This is a genomic window from Kitasatospora sp. NPDC047058 (genome assembly GCF_040643935.1).
GTDB lineage: Bacteria > Actinomycetota > Actinomycetes > Streptomycetales > Streptomycetaceae > Kitasatospora.
Genome location: NZ_JBEYVJ010000002.1, coordinates 54,694 through 71,458, shown reverse-complemented (window position 1 = coordinate 71,458; position 16,765 = coordinate 54,694). Strand labels below are relative to the sequence as shown.

The 16,765-nt window shown below is 73.3% G+C and carries 16 protein-coding genes, 1 tRNA gene, 1 other RNA gene and 1 pseudogene; 6 read left to right on the top strand and 13 right to left on the bottom strand.

All coding sequences use genetic code 11. The annotated features are described in order from the left end of the window. From ABZ885_RS00655 to ffs, 11 genes and pseudogenes are all read right to left on the bottom strand, one after another. A pseudogene (locus ABZ885_RS00655) lies at positions 1-338 on the bottom strand (hypothetical protein); the annotation flags it as partial. A gap of 305 nt (positions 339-643) precedes the next feature. Further along, positions 644-1,444 (bottom strand): SURF1 family protein, encoded by an 801-nt coding sequence (locus ABZ885_RS00650; protein WP_360181423.1) that lies wholly within the window; start codon positions 1,442-1,444, stop codon positions 644-646. A 96-nt stretch (positions 1,445-1,540) separates the two neighbouring features. Then, complete coding sequence (locus ABZ885_RS00645) at positions 1,541-2,821, bottom strand: hypothetical protein (RefSeq protein ID WP_360181421.1); 1,281 nt, start codon at positions 2,819-2,821, stop codon at positions 1,541-1,543. Continuing rightward, positions 2,814-3,359, bottom strand: coding sequence for a SigE family RNA polymerase sigma factor (locus ABZ885_RS00640; RefSeq protein ID WP_360181438.1), 546 nt, complete (start codon positions 3,357-3,359; stop codon positions 2,814-2,816). The genes ABZ885_RS00645 and ABZ885_RS00640 overlap by 8 nt, the downstream gene beginning before the upstream one ends. Positions 3,360-3,603: 244 nt before the next feature. Next, on the bottom strand, positions 3,604-4,656 hold the full coding sequence (locus tag ABZ885_RS00635; protein WP_360181418.1) for an aspartate-semialdehyde dehydrogenase: 1,053 nt from the start codon (positions 4,654-4,656) through the stop codon (positions 3,604-3,606). Continuing rightward, a complete protein-coding gene (locus ABZ885_RS00630) occupies positions 4,653-5,933 on the bottom strand; it encodes an aspartate kinase (protein WP_360181415.1) in 1,281 nt (426 codons plus the stop codon). The genes ABZ885_RS00635 and ABZ885_RS00630 overlap by 4 nt, the downstream gene beginning before the upstream one ends. A 337-nt stretch (positions 5,934-6,270) precedes the next feature. Further along, positions 6,271-6,981 carry a DUF5063 domain-containing protein gene (locus ABZ885_RS00625; RefSeq protein ID WP_360181412.1) on the bottom strand — a complete coding sequence of 237 codons (711 nt, stop codon included), beginning with the start codon at positions 6,979-6,981 and terminating at the stop codon, positions 6,271-6,273. Beyond that, positions 6,974-7,573, bottom strand: coding sequence for a recombination mediator RecR (recR, locus tag ABZ885_RS00620; RefSeq protein WP_329927284.1), 600 nt, complete (start codon positions 7,571-7,573; stop codon positions 6,974-6,976). The genes ABZ885_RS00625 and recR overlap by 8 nt, the downstream gene beginning before the upstream one ends. Positions 7,574-7,812: 239 nt before the next feature. Continuing rightward, positions 7,813-8,151 (bottom strand): YbaB/EbfC family nucleoid-associated protein, encoded by a 339-nt coding sequence (locus ABZ885_RS00615; protein WP_148644036.1) that lies wholly within the window; start codon positions 8,149-8,151, stop codon positions 7,813-7,815. A gap of 162 nt (positions 8,152-8,313) precedes the next feature. Continuing rightward, the gene (locus ABZ885_RS00610; protein WP_360181408.1) at positions 8,314-10,497 is read right to left on the bottom strand and encodes a DNA polymerase III subunit gamma and tau; all 2,184 of its coding nucleotides are present in this window, start codon (positions 10,495-10,497) and stop codon (positions 8,314-8,316) included. Positions 10,498-10,569: 72 nt separating this feature from the next. After that, positions 10,570-10,660: signal recognition particle sRNA small type (gene ffs, locus ABZ885_RS00605), an RNA gene on the bottom strand. 123 nt (positions 10,661-10,783) lie between these two features. Between ffs and ABZ885_RS00600 the strand changes: the two genes are divergently transcribed. From ABZ885_RS00600 to ABZ885_RS00585, 4 genes are all read left to right on the top strand, one after another. After that, positions 10,784-10,868: transfer RNA gene (locus ABZ885_RS00600), tRNA-Ser, on the top strand. A gap of 95 nt (positions 10,869-10,963) precedes the next feature. Next, entirely contained in the window at positions 10,964-11,242 is a 279-nt protein-coding gene (locus ABZ885_RS00595; RefSeq protein ID WP_360181405.1) for a CopG family transcriptional regulator, read from the top strand. Then, on the top strand, positions 11,239-11,658 hold the full coding sequence (locus tag ABZ885_RS00590) for a hypothetical protein (RefSeq protein ID WP_360181402.1): 420 nt from the start codon (positions 11,239-11,241) through the stop codon (positions 11,656-11,658). Before ABZ885_RS00595 ends, ABZ885_RS00590 begins: the two co-directional genes overlap by 4 nt. Before the next feature lie 292 nt (positions 11,659-11,950). Next, positions 11,951-12,412 (top strand): prevent-host-death family protein, encoded by a 462-nt coding sequence (locus tag ABZ885_RS00585; protein WP_360181400.1) that lies wholly within the window; start codon positions 11,951-11,953, stop codon positions 12,410-12,412. A 546-nt stretch (positions 12,413-12,958) separates the two neighbouring features. Here the strand turns inward: ABZ885_RS00585 and ABZ885_RS00580 are convergent. After that, positions 12,959-13,918: a helix-turn-helix domain-containing protein gene (locus ABZ885_RS00580; protein ID WP_360181397.1), complete on the bottom strand. Its 960-nt coding sequence runs from the start codon at positions 13,916-13,918 to the stop codon at positions 12,959-12,961. Positions 13,919-14,021: 103 nt separating this feature from the next. Between ABZ885_RS00580 and ABZ885_RS00575 the strand changes: the two genes are divergently transcribed. Beyond that, positions 14,022-15,275 carry an alpha/beta hydrolase gene (locus ABZ885_RS00575; RefSeq protein WP_360181394.1) on the top strand — a complete coding sequence of 418 codons (1,254 nt, stop codon included), beginning with the start codon at positions 14,022-14,024 and terminating at the stop codon, positions 15,273-15,275. Positions 15,276-15,473: 198 nt separating this feature from the next. On the opposite strand, the gene ABZ885_RS00570 is transcribed toward ABZ885_RS00575, so the two are convergent. Further along, the gene (locus tag ABZ885_RS00570) at positions 15,474-15,986 is read right to left on the bottom strand and encodes a PadR family transcriptional regulator (RefSeq protein ID WP_360181391.1); all 513 of its coding nucleotides are present in this window, start codon (positions 15,984-15,986) and stop codon (positions 15,474-15,476) included. Between the two features lie 91 nt (positions 15,987-16,077). On the opposite strand from ABZ885_RS00570, the gene ABZ885_RS00565 reads away from it, so the two are divergent. Next, positions 16,078-16,623, top strand: coding sequence for a hypothetical protein (locus ABZ885_RS00565; protein ID WP_360181388.1), 546 nt, complete (start codon positions 16,078-16,080; stop codon positions 16,621-16,623). Positions 16,624-16,765: the final 142 nt, after the last annotated feature.

Genomic DNA, 16,765 nt, shown 5'->3' with positions numbered 1-16,765 from the left:
CGAACCCCCCCCGGGCCGCCGCGGCCGCCCCGGCCGACGGCGACGCCTTCGGCCACCGCCCCGGCCACGGCTTCGGCGTCGGTGCGGGCGAGCGCCTCCGGCGGGACGCTCGCCGTGCAGGCGGCCTTCACCGGCACGGACGGCGCGGACGGCAGGGCGGTCACGGACGGCAGGGCGGTCACGGACGGCAGGGCGGTCACGGACGGCACGGAGGCCACGGACAGCGCGGGCGTCACCGGCAGCACGGCCGAGGGCGCGGACGGGGTCGTCGTACTCGCCAAGTCCGGGTCCGGGTCGAAGTCGTCCGGGTCGAAGTCGTCCGGGTCCAAGGGCTCCAAGAGCGGACGCAAGGTGCGCCACCACACCGACCACGACGACGATGACGACGACGACTACGGGAGCAACAGCGGGAGCGGCAGTCGCTGCGGCAACCCGCCGCCGGCCTCCCCGTCGCCGGCCGTGTCGTCCCCGGTCCCGGCCTCCCCCGGTTCCCCGGCCGTGCCGGGGACGTCCGGCAGGCCGCCGGCGCCGTCCGTCCCGGCGCTGCCGCCCGCACCCGGCGTTCCGGCGGCGAAGCCGACCCGCTGAACCGAACCCGCTGAACCGACGCGCTGAGCCGAGCCGACGCCGGGACGGCGACCGGCTACTCCAGGACCGGGTCCAGCCCGAGGGCCCGGTCCTGCTCGGCCTCCGCCTCGCGGCGCACCAGGCGGAACCACATGAAGACGACGAAGCCGCCGAAGACGAACCACTCCAGGGTGTACCCGAGGTTCTGGAACGCGCGCAGGCTCAGCCCGTCACCGCCCTGCGGCTGCACCGTCGGCACCGGGGTCAGCCCGGCCGGCGCCGCGTCCGCGGACACCCAGCCGTCGTACCAGCCGTCGTAGGAGAGCTTGTTGACCAGCGCGGCCTGGTTGATCGTGCCGAGCTGTCCGGCCGGGAGCCCGCCGGCCACCGCGCCGCCGCTGCCGGTGGTCTCGCCGGCCTGCAGCCGCCCGGTCACCGTCACCTCGCCCGCGGGCGCCGCGGTGGCGGTGGTTCCGGCCGCTGCGGGCGCGCCCGGGGCCCAGCCGCGGACGACGGCGACGGTCCGGCCGTCCGGGGTGCGCAGCGGGGTGAGCACGTAGTAGCCCTGCTTGCCGTCCAGCACCCGGTTGGGGACGAGCAGTTGGTGGTCCTGGTCGAAGGTGCCGGAGACCGTGACGGCCCGGCCGACGGTCTCGGTGGTGACCTGCGGCTGCGCGCCGCCGAGCAGCTCGCCGAGCGGCCTGGCCGCGCCGGGGTCGTCCACCGACCTGCCGGTCTCCCGGTGCGAGGAGACCTTGTCCTCGAACCGGCCGAGCTGCCAGGAGCCCAGCCAGACGCACACCGCCACGGCCGCCACGGCCAGCGCGGTGCCGCTCAGCCAGCGCGGGGTGAGGAGGAACCGGTACACACCCCCCACGGTAACCACTCCTCACACGCTTCCCGACCACAGGGGTCGCTCCCCGGCACGAGAAGTCGGCCCCGCCGACTTCCTGCTCCGGGCCCGGCCCGGACCTCAGCCCTCCGAGGCCGCGGCGGACGCCGTGGGGGCCGACGGGGCCGGGAGGAGCTGGGGGGCGGTGCGGTAGACGGTGCCCGCGCAGGCGCCCGGGAGGACGGCCGTCGCGACGGACGGGCTGCCCGGCGCCGGAGTGTGGGCGAGGGTGGCGGTGGCCGCCGGCGTGCTGGGGCCGGTGCTCGGGGTGGCCGTGGGGCTCGGGGCGCCGGTCGGGCCGGCCGTCGGCGAGGCGGAGGCCGGGGGCGCCCCGGTGGCGGCCGCCGAGGGGGCGGCCGCCGGGGCCGCGCCGGCGGAGCCGCCCGGTCCGGCGGCCTGGGCGGCTCCGGCGGTGCCGACCGGGCCGGGGCCGGCCAGGTTGCCCTGCCCGGCCGTGCTGCTGGGCCTGGCACCGCTGCCGGCCGGGCAGCCCGCGGCGTCCGGCACCCAGCCGAAGTCCACCCGGTAGCCGGCCCGCGGTGCGAGCAGCAGCCCCTGGCCGGCCGTGTCGGTGGCGGACGCGGCGGCCGGGGCCGGCAGTCCGGTGGCCGGGTCGCCGGTGGTGTGGTCGGCCACCCGGATCCGGCCGGTGTCCGTCCCGGTGGCGCCGATGACCGCGACCGAGCCCGGTCCGCCGAGCCGGCAGGCGTGTGCGGAGGTGTTGACCACCGTGAAGTACCCGTAGATCCGCCCGTCCCCGTCGGCGCTGCCGACCCGGGAGGCGCCCTGCCCGAGGTCGGTCCGGGAGCAGAGCGGCACCAGCGTGCCGTCGCCGCCGGCGGTGCTGGGCACCACGGCCGGGGCGGACGAGCCCGGGCCGGTGTTGAGGGTGCTCGCCCCGGGGCTGGGCGAGGAGCCGGCGGGGCCGGACGGGCTGCCGCTGCCGCCGGTCGCACCCGGGCCGGGGTGCGGGGACTGCTCCGCGTCGTGCGGGTCGGTGCCGGAGGTGCCGTCGTCGTCGGCGGTCGAGGCCGTCCCGCCGTGGGCGGTCGGCGAGCCGGGGCCGCCGGAGAGGCCCAGGTGCTCGGGGTCGTGCAGGGCGGGCAGCGCGATCGCGACGGCGAGCGCCAGCGCGGCGGCGCCGGTCCAGGCGCCGCGGACGGCGGCCCGCCGCCGGGGTACCGCGCGACGGATCCGGTGCAGTCCGGCGGGGTCGGGCTGGAGTTCGGCCACCGCACGCTGCATCAGCTCACGGAGCAGCAGCTCCTCCCCGCTCAGGCCGTCCTTGCCGCCGCCGCCTTCACGGCCGGGCCGGGATCCGCCGGGCCCGCCGTGCTCCGGTCCCCGCCTGTCGTCAGCCATGCCCGGCCTCCATCTGGACCCGCAGCGCGGCGAGCCCCCGTGAGCCGTACGCCTTCACCGAGCCCAGCGAGATGCCCAGGGTCTCCGCGACCTGCGCCTCCGTCATGTCCACGAAGTAACGCAGCACCAGAACCTCCCGCTGACGGCGTTGCAGACCCCGCAACGCGGCCTTCAACTGATCGCGCTCCAGCGCATCGTAGGCCCCTTCTTCTGCACTGGCCATGTCAGGCATGGGCTTCGGCAGCAGCCGCAGGCCGAGGATCCGGCGCCGCAGCGTGGAGCGGGACAGGTTGACCACGGTCTGCCGCAGGTAGGCGAGCGTCTTCTCGGGCTCGCGCACCCGGCGCCGGGCCGCGTGCACCCGGATGAACGCCTCCTGGACCACGTCCTCGCAGGTCGAGAGGTCGTCCAGGAGCAGCGCCGCCAGCCGCAGCAGCGAACGGTAGTGGGCTTGGTAGGTCTCGGTGAGCAGGTCTTCGCTGGTGCCCGCGCTGGTGCCGGCCCCGGAGTCCGCCGGGCCGGGTGCGACCGCCGTCATCTTTTTCGCTTCCGGCCTATCCGCAGGCCGCTGGGCGCGCGGCGGGAACGTCACCGCGGCCGCTGCCGAGATGCCCGCCCCTGCCCCCACCAATACGTTCGCCACGCCCGTTGGACACTCGATCCCCTGTCATGGTTGCCCGGCCCGCGGGACATTCTCGCTCATCGGCCGGAGCCGCCTCCAGGGGATTCGGAGGGAAGCCGTCCGCGGGCGCCCGTACGGCACCGGGCCGGCCCACGGGGCGTCAGCCGGAGAGCTCGCCCGCCACCAGCTCGGCGATCTGAAGGGCGTTCAGCGCGGCGCCCTTGCGCAGGTTGTCGCCGCAGAGGAAGAGGTCCAGCGCGGCCGGGTCGTCCAGCGCCCGGCGGACCCGCCCGACCCAGACCGGGTCGGTGCCGACCACGTCGTTCGGGGTGGGGAACTCGCCCGCCGCCGGGTCGTCGTAGAGCACCACGCCGGGGGCGTCGCGGAGGATCTCCTGGGCGTGCTCCTGGGTGACCTCGCGCTCGAAGACCGCGTGCACGGCCAGCGCGTGGGTGCGGACCACCGGGATGCGGACGCAGGTCGCGGAGACCTTCAGGCCCGCCAGACCGAGGATCTTGCGCGACTCGTCACGGAGCTTCAGCTCCTCGGAGGACCAGCCGCCGTCCATCAGCGTGCCGGCCCACGGCACCGCGTTGAGTGCCAGCGGGGCGGCGAACGGCCCCTGGTCGGCGATCACCGCGCGCAGGTCGCCGGTCTGTTCGCCGACCTCGGTGCCGGCCACCAGCGCGACCTGCGAGCGCAGCGCGTCCACGCCGGCCCGGCCCTCGCCGGAGGCCGCCTGGTAGGAGGCGACGACGAGCTCGCTGAGCCCGTACTCGGCGTGCAGCGCGCCGATCGCCGCGATCATCGCGAGGGTGGCGCAGTTGGGGCCGGCCACGATGCCGCGCGGGCGGATCCTCGCCGCGGCCGCGTTGACCTCGGGGACGACCAGCGGGACGGACTCGTCCAGCCGGAACGCCGCGGAGTTGTCCACCACGACGACGCCCTTGGCGGCGGCGACCGGCGCCCAGCGGGCGGAGACCTCGTCGGGGACGTCGAACAGCGCGACGTCGATCCCGTCGAAGGCCTCCTCGGTGAGCGGGTGCACCTCGGCCGGCTCCCCGCGCACGGTCAGCTTGCGGCCGGCCGAGCGCGGGGAGGCGACGAGGCGCACCTCGCCCCAGATGTCCTGGCGGAGGGAGAGCAGGCCGAGCAGCACCTCGCCGACCGCGCCGGTGGCGCCGACGACGGCGAGGTTCGGCCGCCGGGTCATCGCCCGGTGCCTCCGTAGACGACCGCCTCGTCCGACTCGCTGTCCAGCCCGAAGGCGGTGTGCACGGCGCGGACGGCCTCCGGCACGTCCTCGGCGCGGGTGACCACCGAGATGCGGATCTCCGAGGTGGAGATCAGCTCGATGTTGACGCCTGCCCCGGAGAGCGCCTCGAAGAAGGTGGCGGTGACGCCCGGGTTGGAGCGCATGCCGGCGCCGACCAGGGAGATCTTGCCGATCGCGTCGTCGTAGCGCAGCGACTCGTAGCCGATGCCCTCCTTGACCCGGCCGAGCGCGTCGATGGCCTTCTGGCCCTCGGTCTTCGGCAGGGTGAAGGAGATGTCGGTGAGCCCGGTCGACGCGGCGGAGACGTTCTGCACCACCATGTCGATGTTGACCTCGGCGTCCGCGATGGCGCGGAAGATGCGCGCCGCCTCGCCCGGCTTGTCCGGCACGCCGACGACCGTGACCTTGGCCTCCGACGTGTCGTGGGCGACTCCGGAGATGATGGCCTGCTCCATCTCGCCCCCTTCGGGCTGGTTCGGGTTGTCGTTGCTGACGATCGTCCCGGGAAGCCCCGAGAAGGACGAGCGTACGTGAATCGGGATGTTGTAGCGCCGCGCGTACTCCACACAGCGGTCGAGCAGCACCTTGGAACCGGACGAGGCCAGCTCCAGCATGTCCTCGTACGCGATCCAGTCGATCTTGCGGGCCTTCTTCACCACGCGCGGGTCGGCGGTGAACACGCCGTCCACGTCCGTGTAGATCTCGCACACCTCGGCCTTGAGCGCCGCGGCGAGGGCGACGGCGGTCGTGTCCGAACCGCCGCGGCCGAGCGTGGTGATGTCCTTGCTGCTCTGCGAGACGCCCTGGAAGCCGGCCACGATCGCGATGTTGCCCTCGTCCAGGGCGGTGCGGATGCGGCCCGGCGTGACGTCGATGATGCGCGCCTTGTTGTGGACGGAGTCGGTGATGACACCGGCCTGGCTGCCCGTGAAGGACTGGGCCTCGTGACCCAGGGATTTGATCGCCATGGCCAGCAGAGCCATGGAGATGCGCTCTCCAGCGGTCAGCAGCATGTCGAACTCACGGCCGGCAGGGAGGGGTGACACCTGCTCCGCGAGTTCGATGAGCTCGTCCGTCGTGTCGCCCATCGCGGACACCACGACGACGACCTCATGGCCGGCCTTCTTGGCGTCAACGATTCGACGGGCCACGCGCTTGATGCCCTCGGCATCCGCAACGGATGAGCCGCCGTACTTCTGCACGACAAGGCCCACGTGCGCTCCTCGACTCGTGTCGTTTCCGGGGGCCCGGGGCCCCCGCACCCCCGGGTGGCGGGGGCTGTGCGGTCGGCGCCAGTCTACCGAGCAGGGGTGCCGCGACCGCCGCCTTCCACATGATGAGACGGCCGTTTCAGCAGGTGGGCGGTGGTGCGGGGGCCGGCACCGGCAGGTCTGCGGGCGCGCCGCCGTCGTCCCGGAGAATCGGCGGACGAACGGACTGGGACCCCGGGGGTTTTCCGCCGGGCGGAAAAACCTGAGGTCTCCGTCACAGTCACCCGGCCCCGGCGGAGGACCGCCGTTTCCGGCCGGGGACCGGCGGATTCCGGCCGGACTACCGCCCGAGCCCCAGTTCGGCCGCCATCAGATCGCCGGCCTGCTGCTCCAGCTGCTCGTCGGTGAGGCCGTCGTCGTCGGTGTCCGCTCCGTCCGGCACCGCGCCGATCGGGCTGTCCAGCCGGACGTGGGCGATCAGCGACTGCAGCGCCCGGAGCACCGCCGTGCAGGTCGTGCCCCAGTTGGAGAGGTACGAGAACTGCCACCACCAGAGCGCCTCGCTGACCCGCCCCTCGCGGTAGTGGGTGAGCCCGTGCTGCAGCTCGCTGACCACGCCGGCCAGGTCGTCCGAGATGCGGAAGGCGTTCGGCTTCTCCGGCGGCCCGTACGGGTCGAAGACCTCGTGGTAGACGTCGATCGGCGCGAGCAGCTCGGCCAGCCGCTCGCGCAGCTGCTCGCCGTCCGGCTCCGGACCGGCGTCGGGCTCGAACCGGTCCTCGGGGACGACGTCCTCGATGGCACCGAGCCGGCCGCCGGCCAGCAGCAGCTGCGAGACCTCCAGGAGGAGCAGCGAGACGGCGCTGCCCGGCTCGTCGCCCTTGGCGACCTCGGTGACGGCGAGGACGAAGCTCTCCACCGAGTCCGCGATCTGCACCGCGAAGTCGTCCGGCTCCGAGCCGTGCGCGTGAGTGTGCGGGGCGTGCCGGTCGTGCTCCGGACCGGCCTGGTGGGGCGTGTGGGGCTGCTGGTTGATCGTCCGGTCAGACATCGAGCAGTCGTCTCCCTTCGAAGGCGCGACCGAGGGTGACCTCGTCCGCGTACTCCAGATCCCCGCCGACGGGCAGTCCGCTCGCCAGCCGGGTCACCTTCAGGCCCATCGGCTTGCAGAGCCGGGCCAGATAGGTGGCGGTCGCCTCCCCCTCCAGGTTGGGGTCGGTGGCCAGGATCAGCTCGGTGACCGTGCCGTCCGCGAGGCGCGACAGCAGCTCGCGGATCCGCAGGTCGTCCGGTCCGACGCCCTCGATCGGGCTGATCGCGCCGCCCAGCACGTGGTAGCGGCCGCGGAACTCGCGGGTGCGCTCGATGGCGACGACGTCCTTGGGCTCCTCGACCACGCAGATCACCGCGAGGTCGCGGCGCGGGTCGAGGCAGACCCGGCACTGCTCGGCCTCCGCGACGTTGCCGCAGACCACGCAGAACCGGACCTTGTCCTTGACCTCCAGCAGCGCGTGCGCCAGCCGGCGCACGTCGACGGGGTCGGCCTGCAGGACGTGGAAGGCGATCCGCTGCGCGCTCTTGGGCCCGACGCCGGGCAGCCTGCCCAGTTCGTCGATCAGGTCCTGAACCACGCCCTCGTACACGTCGCGCCTTCCCTCGGGTGGTCGGTGGGGCACCGCTCGGGGTGCTCCGGTGCCATCATCCAACGAATCGGGCGCCGGGCACACCGCCCGACGCCCGACTCCCGCATAAATCACACAGGTCCGCCGGTTGAACTCCAGACCGTGATGACGTCGGAACGCGCCGGACGATGCCGTCAGAACGTGTCGGACGGTGACGTCGGAATGCGCCGGGCGGCGACGTCAGACCGCGTCGGACGCGGTCAGAACGGCAGACCCGGGATGCCGCCGCCCAGGCCCTGGGTCAGCGGGCCCATCCGCTCGGCCTGCATCTTTTGCGCGGTCTGGTTCGCGTCCCGGACCGCCGCCAGGATCAGGTCGGCCAGGGTCTCGGTGTCCTCCGGGTCGACCGCGGCCGGGGCGATGGTCAGCGCCACCAGCTCACCGGCACCGGTCACCGTGGCCTCGACCAGGCCACCGCCCGCCGAGCCGTTCACCTTCGCCTCGGCCAGCTCCTGCTGCGCCTTGGCGAGGTCCTGCTGCATCTTCTGCGCCTGCTTGAGCAGCTGCTGCATGTTGGGCTGGCCACCACCGGGGAACACGGCACACTCCCTTGCGTTCGGGTTCGTCTTGCTCGGCTTGCTCGTCTTGCTCGTCTTGCTCGCCTTGCTTCGTCGTCACGAGCCTACGTGCTGCCGGCGCCGCCCCGGCGGTGGTCCGCCGTCGGGGCGGCCGGCCACCGTGGCCGTCAGCCACCGTGGCCGTCAGCCTCCGCTGTGGCGGATCTCCTCCAGGACGGTGGCCCCCAGCTCGCGGATGATCAGCTCCTGGCCGGAGAACGCCTCCTCGTTCAGGTCCGGGTCGTCCTCCTCCGGAATGTCGTCCTCCGGGGCGACCGCCGGGCCGGACGGCGCGGACGGCGCCCGCACCGGCGGCGGAGCCACCGGGGCGGCCGGTGCCGACGGGGGCGGGGCCATCGGAGCGGGCGCGGGAGCCGGTACGGGCGCGGGCGCAGCGGGCTGCACCGGGGGCGCGGACGCCGCCGGACGCGCCGGTGGTGCACCCCAGCCGCCGCCACCGCCGACGTTTCCGCCCGCCGCCGGGGCCGGACCACCGCCGCCCCCGCCGGCCGAGCCGCCCGACGGGTCGACGATGCACTCGATCCGCCAGTCCACCCCGAGCGCGTCCGACAGCGCCTGCCGCAGCACGTCGTCGCTGTTGCTGCCGACGAAGCTGTCCCGGGCGCCCGCGTTGATGAACGACACCTGGAGCACGCTGCCGTCGAACCCGGCCACCTGGCCGTTCTGGCTGAGCAGGATCCACGTGAAACGGCGGCGGTTCTTCACCGCCTCCAGGATCTGCGGCCACAGCTGCCGGACCTGCGCGGCCCCCTGCTGCGCCGCGCCAGACGGCTGGCCGCCGCCCGGTGCCGCCGGGGCGGGCTGGGCCGGGGCGGGCGCCTGCTGGACGGGCGCCTGCTGGACGGGCGGTGCCTGGACCGGCGCGGGCTGCGTCGGTGCCGCCGGAGCCGGCTGCACGGGCGCACCGCCGGCCGGCGGGAAGCTGCGCGGGATCGGCCACGCCCCGGGCGCGGGCCCGGCCGGCGCGGGTGCGGGCGCCTGCTGGACCGGAGCGGCCTGGACCGGCGGCGCCGGCACGGCCTCCACCGGGGCCGTCGGCGCCATCGCCGCGGCCGGGGCCATCGGGGCGGGGGCGGCCGCCACCGGGGCCATCGGCGCCACCGCACCGGGCTGCGGCATCGCGCCCACCGGGGCGGCGAACCCGCCGGCCGCCGCGCGCCGCTCCAGCTTGTCCAGCCGCGCCTGCAGGGACAGCTCGTCGCTGTACGCGCCGGGCAGCATCACCCGGGCGCAGATCAGCTCCAGCTGGAGCCGCGGCGCCGCGTTCCCCCGCATCTCGGTCAGCCCGGTGTTGACGAGGTCGGCCGCCCGGCTCAGCTCGGCGGCCCCGAAGGCGTCCGCCTGCGCCTGCATGACCGCGACCCGGTCCGCCGGGGCGTCGATCAGCCCCTTCTCGCCGGCGTCCGGCACGGTGGCCAGGATGACGAGGTCCCGCAGGCGCTCCAGCAGGTCCGTCACGAACCGGCGCGGGTCGTGCCCGCCCTCGACCACCCGGTCGATCACCTGGAACACGGTGGCCCCGTCGTGCGCGGCGAACGCGTCCACCACCTCGTCCAGCAGCGCCGAGTCGGTGTACCCGAGCAGCGCGGTGGCCATCTGGTAGGTGACGCCGGACTCGGCCGCGCCGGCCAGCAGCTGGTCCATCACCGACATCGAGTCACGCACGGACCCGGCGCCGGCCCGCACCACCAGCGGGAAGACGGAGTCCTCGACCTGGATCCGCTCGCGCCCGCAGACCTCCGCCAGGTAGTCGCGCAGCGTGCCGGGCGGCACCAGCCGGAACGGGTAGTGGTGCGTCCGGGAACGGATCGTCCCGATCACCTTCTCCGGCTCCGTGGTCGCGAAGATGAACTTCAGGTGCTCCGGCGGCTCCTCCACCACCTTCAGCAGCGCGTTGAAGCCGGCCGAGGTCACCATGTGCGCCTCGTCCAGGATGAAGATCTTGTACCGGCTGTGCACCGGCGCGAAGAACGCCCGCTCGCGCAGCTCACGCGCGTCGTCCACGCCACCGTGCGACGCGGCGTCGATCTCGATCACGTCGATCGACCCGGGCCCGCCCGTCGCGAGGTCCCGGCAGGACTGGCACTCCCCGCACGGCGTCGGCGTCGGCCCCTGCTCGCAGTTCAGGCAGCGGGCGAGGATGCGCGCGCTCGTCGTCTTGCCGCAGCCGCGCGGGCCGCTGAACAGGTACGCGTGGTTGACCCTGTTGTTGCGCAGGGCCTGCTGGAGCGGAGCGGTCACGTGCTCCTGCCCGATGACCTCGGCGAAAGTCTCGGGGCGATAGCGGCGGTACAGGGCTAGGGACACACCACCGACGATATCGGGACGGGCCGACAAACGCGTCGCCCCTCGGCCGGGCCCCGCGGGCCCCGGGAACGCAAAGACCCCTCGTGCACCCGCCAGAGCCCTCTTACCCTTGCTGCCTTCCGGCCCTGGGGGGGTTCAGAGAGATGACGCCACACGAGGGGCTGGTCCCCACAGTACCGGATTCCCGCCCCGTACCTCCACCTCCCCGATCCGCAGGTCACGCACCTCCGCCGCCTACGAGATACGTGGTCGCGACCACCCCTGAACATGTACTAAGCTCTCCCACGGAGGATTCGCCTAGAGGCCTAGGGCGCACGCTTGGAAAGCGTGTTGGGGGCAACCCCTCACGAGTTCGAATCTCGTATCCTCCGCCTGATCGAAGGCCCGGACCGCAACTGCGGTCCGGGCCTTCGGCGCTTCCCGGGGAGTTGGGCCACCCTGTCATATGGCGAGTATGGTGGCATGTATGGCATCCAAGAAGGTCACCGTCACCCTCCCTGAGGAACTGCTGGACGAGATCCGCGCGGACAGTGCTGATCGCGGCCTCTCCGCCTATGTCGCCGACGCCCTCCGAGCCAAGCGCGACCGCGACCGTCTGCAGGAACTGGTCGTCTGGCTGGAGGAAGAGCACGGGCCGGTCAGCAGTGACGAACGGGCTGCCGCCTACGCGGAACTGGACGACCTCGACGCGGAGCACGACCGGCGACGCGCGGCCCGTGGCGAGAGCAGCGGGGCGGCCGCGTGAAGAAGCGCGCCGAGGAAGTCCGGCGGCTGCGCGTCTTCGTTCTGGACAGCGAGGCACTGTCGCTCGCGGTTCGCGGCGACCGGATGATGATCGCCCGGCTCGATCTCGCCGCCCGCGGCGAGGCAGAGATCGTCACCTCGCCGATGACCTTGGTCGAGGCGTACGACGCGCGCACCACAGAGCAGCGCTGGGACTGGGTGCTGTCGCGGGTGAACATCGCAGAACTGGGCAAGGACGAGGCACGACAGGCACGTCGGCTGCTGGCGGACGCCGGCCTGCACGGACACAAGTACGCGATCGACGCCGTGCTCGCGGTGGTGGCGCTACGGCAGCGGGGGCAGGTGACCGTCTTCACCTCCGACCCGGAGGACCTGGAGAGACTGCTGCCGGACCACGTCGTGGTGATGAAAGTCTGACCTTTTCCGCGCACGCCGGAAGAACCTGAGCCGGCCAGGATGAACGCCGGAGGACGGAGCGTGGTCTCAGTTCCGGTCTCATTCACCCCCGTCCAACCAGGTTCAGACGCTGTCCAGTGATGGGCCCTGCCGCAGGTCAGGCTGACCGTGAACCCCGGCGGACGGGGTTCGGGCACGGGAGGCGGAACTGCCCGGCACACTCGCTCTCGAGGCCGCATCCCCGATCGGGGCCACCCTGCTCGCCGACGACGCCGCATTGACTTCGGAACGTATTCCGAAGTAGCGTGGCTGCATGTCCACTCTCACCGTGTCGTTCTCCGACCTGTCGAAGAACTCGAAGCGCGTCGCGGACACCGTCGAGCAGGCGCAACGCGTCCACGTCACCCGCCGTGACGGCGAGGACCTGTACCTGACCACCGAACGCCACGACCGTCAGCGCGAGGAGACGGCGGATGTCACCGCGCGACTGTTCGCGGCCCTGATCACCAGCGACGAGGGTGCGCGCGCGGTTCTCCTCGCGCTCCCCGAGGTCTTCCCGTGGACCCGACACCTGTCGGCCGAGGAGGTACGCGAGTTCGTCGTCGACCTCGTGAACGCCACCCGCGACGCGGTGGAGTTGGACGTCCACGCCAGCCTGCACCGCGTGATCGTCGAGTGGCGCGCCACCGCCAGGATCCTCGCGGACCCCGAGCTGAGCGCGCAGCTCACCGAAGCGCTCCCCCGTGAGGACCACGGTGAGGTACCCGCCCCGTGAGCCCAAAGCGCGGAGACGACGTCCCGCCACCACCGATCGATGACGAGTGGCGGCTGCGATTCGCCACCAACGAAGCCGCCAAGGGGTGGGGCGACCTCTGCACGGAGGCGCCCGGGAACACCCGCCGCTGCTTCGAAGCCCTCCGCACCAACCCCCTGTCCACGAGTGACCCCGATCGACAGCACCGGCTCCGAGGCCGCCTCGCCTCCCGCGCTCTCGGAGGGACCGAGCTGCCGCAGTGGGAGTACGAGGTAACCGCCGGCGGGCGCGTGCGCTACCTCGTCGACTCTCCAGGGCGGACTGTCCATCTCGTCTACGCCTCGCCCCGACATCCCAAAGACACAGATAGCTGACCAGGAACGAGATGGGCGATCTGGCCGTAGGTGCCAGGCAGCGTGGTCGCGGTTCCGGTCTCATTCACCTCCGTCCAACCAGGTTCATCCACCGCCGGACCTACCGTCCCGCCGCAGGTCAGGACAGGTGTGAACCCCAGCGGACGGGGCTCGGGAGAATTGGAAGGCGTGAGGGCTGGAGCAGCGGGTGCGCTCAGGCGCTCTGCCCCAGCAGCAGGCTGCCGAGTGCGGTGCGCCGGTGCAGAACGGCCTTCCCGGCCCGTTCGGTGGAGATCAGGCCGGCGCCGCGAAGGGCCGCGGTGTGGGCCGAGACCGTGGCGGCGCTGACGTGGAGGCGGCGGGCGAGCTCGGTCGTGGTGCGCTCTTCGGCCAGGAGGTGCAGCAGTTCGGCACGGGTGTTCCCGAGCACCCTCCCCAGTGCCCGCGGGCCGGCGGAGCCGTCGGGCCGCGGCAGGAGGAGGCCGGGGCCGGCCGGATAGGTGACCACGACCCGACGGCCGGGGAGGTCGGACAGCAGCGGCCCGCCGGACCAGTGGAAGGTCGGCAGGAGAAGGAGTCCGCGCCCGCCGAGGTGGACGTCTCCCGGCACGCCCGGGAGCTCCCAGACACTGCCGTGCAGGCGGGCACCGGGCAGCAGCCCGGCCAGCACCGGGCCGACGCCTTCGGCGAGTTGCACCGCTCGGCGGACGAACTCGGCGTGGTGCAGGTCCTGCACCTGCTCCCAGACCGGTTCGAGCAGAGCCTCGAACGCCGAACGCTGCGCACGGCGGATCAGCCGCCGGGCCTCGGCGTCGCCCCGGCCGAGGTCGTTGATCCACGCCGGCACCGGCCTCCGCACGGGCCGGTAGACGCGCTCCAGCTCGGCGCGGACGAACGCGGAAGGGGCCGTGCGCACTTCCTCCAGGGCTTCCGGAAGGGAGTCCGCCACCGCGTCCAGGAATCCCGGTGCCAGGCCGGCCGGAACGAGGTCGGCGAGCGGGCGGGCCGCCTTCGGGAGCGCATGCACCGCCCGGCGCCGCCACGGCCCGTGGAGCAGGTCGTCGCCCCGGCGGCACATCATCGTCAACGCCACGTTGAGCTCCTGGAGCGGCGCCGGCCGGGCTGCGAGGCCGACCCGGGCGAAGTCCTCCGGCGTGAAGTGGATCCGAAGCACGACGCCCCCCGCGTGTCGCCACGGACGGCGCCCCTGACGCCATCCTTGAGCTCTCAGCCTCAACGTTCGCACGGGCCCGGCCGAGCGGGACAGCCTGTGCCGCATGAACCGCGACTTCACCCTGGACCGACGCACCGTCACCACGTCCGTGCTGCTCGGCTCCGCCGCCCTCCTGCTCGGCGGCACCCGCGCCCACGCCGGCTCCCGGACCGGCTCTCCGACTCCGACCGCCGGGGCGACCCCGGGCGGCCCACCGGGCGACGCCGTCCTCACCCTGCCCGCGCCGACCGGCCGCCACCCCGTGGGCTGCTGGTCGGCCTACCTCGTCGACGCCTCCCGCCGCGACCCGTGGGACCCCTCGATCCCGGTGCGTGAACTGATGCTGACGGTCTTCTATCCGGCCCGGTCCGCCGCCGGCCTCTCCCCTGCCCCGCAACTGCCCCCGGAGGCCGCGGCCTGGTTCGGGCGGATCGTCCCTCAGACGCCCCTGCAGTTGCCCGCCGCGGGCGTGGACTGGGCCGCCACCCTGTCCCACTCCTTCCCCGGTGCACCCGTGCTGCCGGGCCGACGGGCGGTGCTGGTGTTCAGCCCGGGTGGCGGGGACCCGCGCGGCCTGGGCACCTCCCTGGCCGAGGACCTGGCCAGCCGCGGCACCGTCGTCGTACTCGTCGACCACCCCGGGGACCCGGCCGCGGTCGAGTTCCCGGCCGCCACGCCGTTCCGGGGGGACGTGGTGCGCCCGACAGTCCTGCGCGGCGATCCGCGCGACCAGCCGTCCCTCTGGCGCACGTTGATCGACACGCGGATCGCCGACCTGCACTTCGTCATCGACCGCCTGGGCAACGCAGCCGACCTTCCGCTGCCTCCCGGGCTCGCCGACACGCTCGACCTGCGCCGCATCGCCCTGTACGGACACTCCGCCGGCGGGAGCGCCGCCACCGAGGCCCTGCGGGAGAACCGGCTGGTCCGCGCCGGGATCAACCTGGAGGGCTACCTGGACCACCCGCCCGCCGCACCCGGCGACAAGGCCGAACCGTTCCCGGTCGTGACGGAAGGGGTGGAGAAGCCGCTCCTCCTGCTCGGCAGCCAGGGGTTCACCCGACGGCACGAACTCGACCGGTCCTGGTCCGCCCTGACCGCCCGGTCGAGCCGGTGGGTGCAGCGCGAGCGCATCGCCGATGCCAGCCACTGGATCTTCACCGACTACGCCGCGATGGTTCCGCAGCTCCAAGCGGCAGGGTTGCTGACGGCACAGGCGCGGGATGCGCTGACCGGAGCCGTCGACCCGGCCGTCGCGACTCCGAGGATCCGCCGGATCGTCCGCGGGTTCCTCGCACGGCACCTGGCCGTCCGCTGACCGGAGAGGGGTCGCGTCCGGGTCTCGTTCAACCGTGTCCGGCGACGTCCGGTCGCCGCCGGGCGGTTCGCTCCTTCGCAGGTCGGAACGGGTACGTACACCGACGGACAGCGTTCGGGGGAATCGGACAGCACGTTGGGGCCAACTGCTCACGAGTCCGGATCTCGTACCATCCGGCTACGTCGCATTCCGGGGGAGTCAGTGGATCTGGCCGGCGGCCCACTCGGCCCATTCGCGGCGCATGGCGTTGAAGCGCAGGCCGTACTCCAGGGCGATCCGGCCGTAGACCGAGAGCTGGTCGCCGCCCCAGTCGATGGCGTCGTCGAGGCCGCGGAGCTGCTCGGTGGTCCGGTCGGACATCTCGATCAGCCCGGTGAGGTAGCCGCGGGCCTGCTCGGGGGTGAGCACGCCGAGGAAGAAGACCCGCAGCAGGACGTCGCTGCGCGTGTTCCGCTGGGGCTTGGTCTCGGTCAGCCAGTGCTGCAGCTCGGCGAGGCCCTCCCGGGTGAGGGTGTACTCCTTGCGGCCGCGGGGGCCCTCGGCCGTGACGCTGATCAGTCCGGCGTCGGCGAGCTTGGAGAGCTCGGTGTAGATCTGGCTCTGGGTGGCGGGCCAGACGTCGGCCAGCGCGGTGTCGAAGCTCTTGAGCAGGTCGTATCCGCTGGCCGGGTGCTCGGACAGCAGGCCGAGCAGGGCGTGTCGAAGGCTCATGCACAGCATCTTACATTCCACTGTTGACATGTCGCGACCGCCATATGTAAGTTCAGACCTGTCAGAAGTGGAATATCGAGGGGGATCCGAGATGTCGTACCTGCGCACCTTCCTTCCGTGGATCGTCTTCTCCGTGCTGCCGTCCGGGCAGTGGCAGTGGGCCGCGGTGGCCGCCCTGCTGGTGGCGGTGGCGCTGATCGCCCAGCAGCGCCAGGCCGGGACGGGATTCGACGCACTGATCATCGAGCTGGGCTCGGCGGGCTTCTTCGCGATCCTGGCGGCGGTCGCCTTCGCCGACCCCGACTCGGGCGTCCACGACTACTCGGCGGCCCTGTCCTCGGCCACCCTGGCGCTCATCGCCGGCGTCTCGCTGCTCATCCGCAAGCCGTTCACCCTGGGCATCGCCAAGCGCAGCACGCCCCGCGAGGTCTGGAGCCTCAAGCCGTTCATCCGGACCAACGTCGTCATCACCGCCGTGTGGACCGCGGCCTTCGCCGTGACGGCCGCGGTGCTCGCCGTCATCGCCCACGCCGGCAACGCCCACTCGACGCCCGCCACGCTCGTCCAGGTCGCCGGCTTCGCCGTCCCGATGCTGTTCACCGTCAAGTACGTGGCCGCCGTCCAGGCCAAGGCCTGACCGCAGGGCGCGCCGGATCCCCGGCGGACGAGGAAGGCCCCGACCGCGCGAACGGTCGGGGCCTCCTCGTGTCCGGGATCACAGTGCCGCCCGGCCCGGGAGTGAAATGCCGCGGCCGCCGGAACGGTTGACCCCTGCAGCG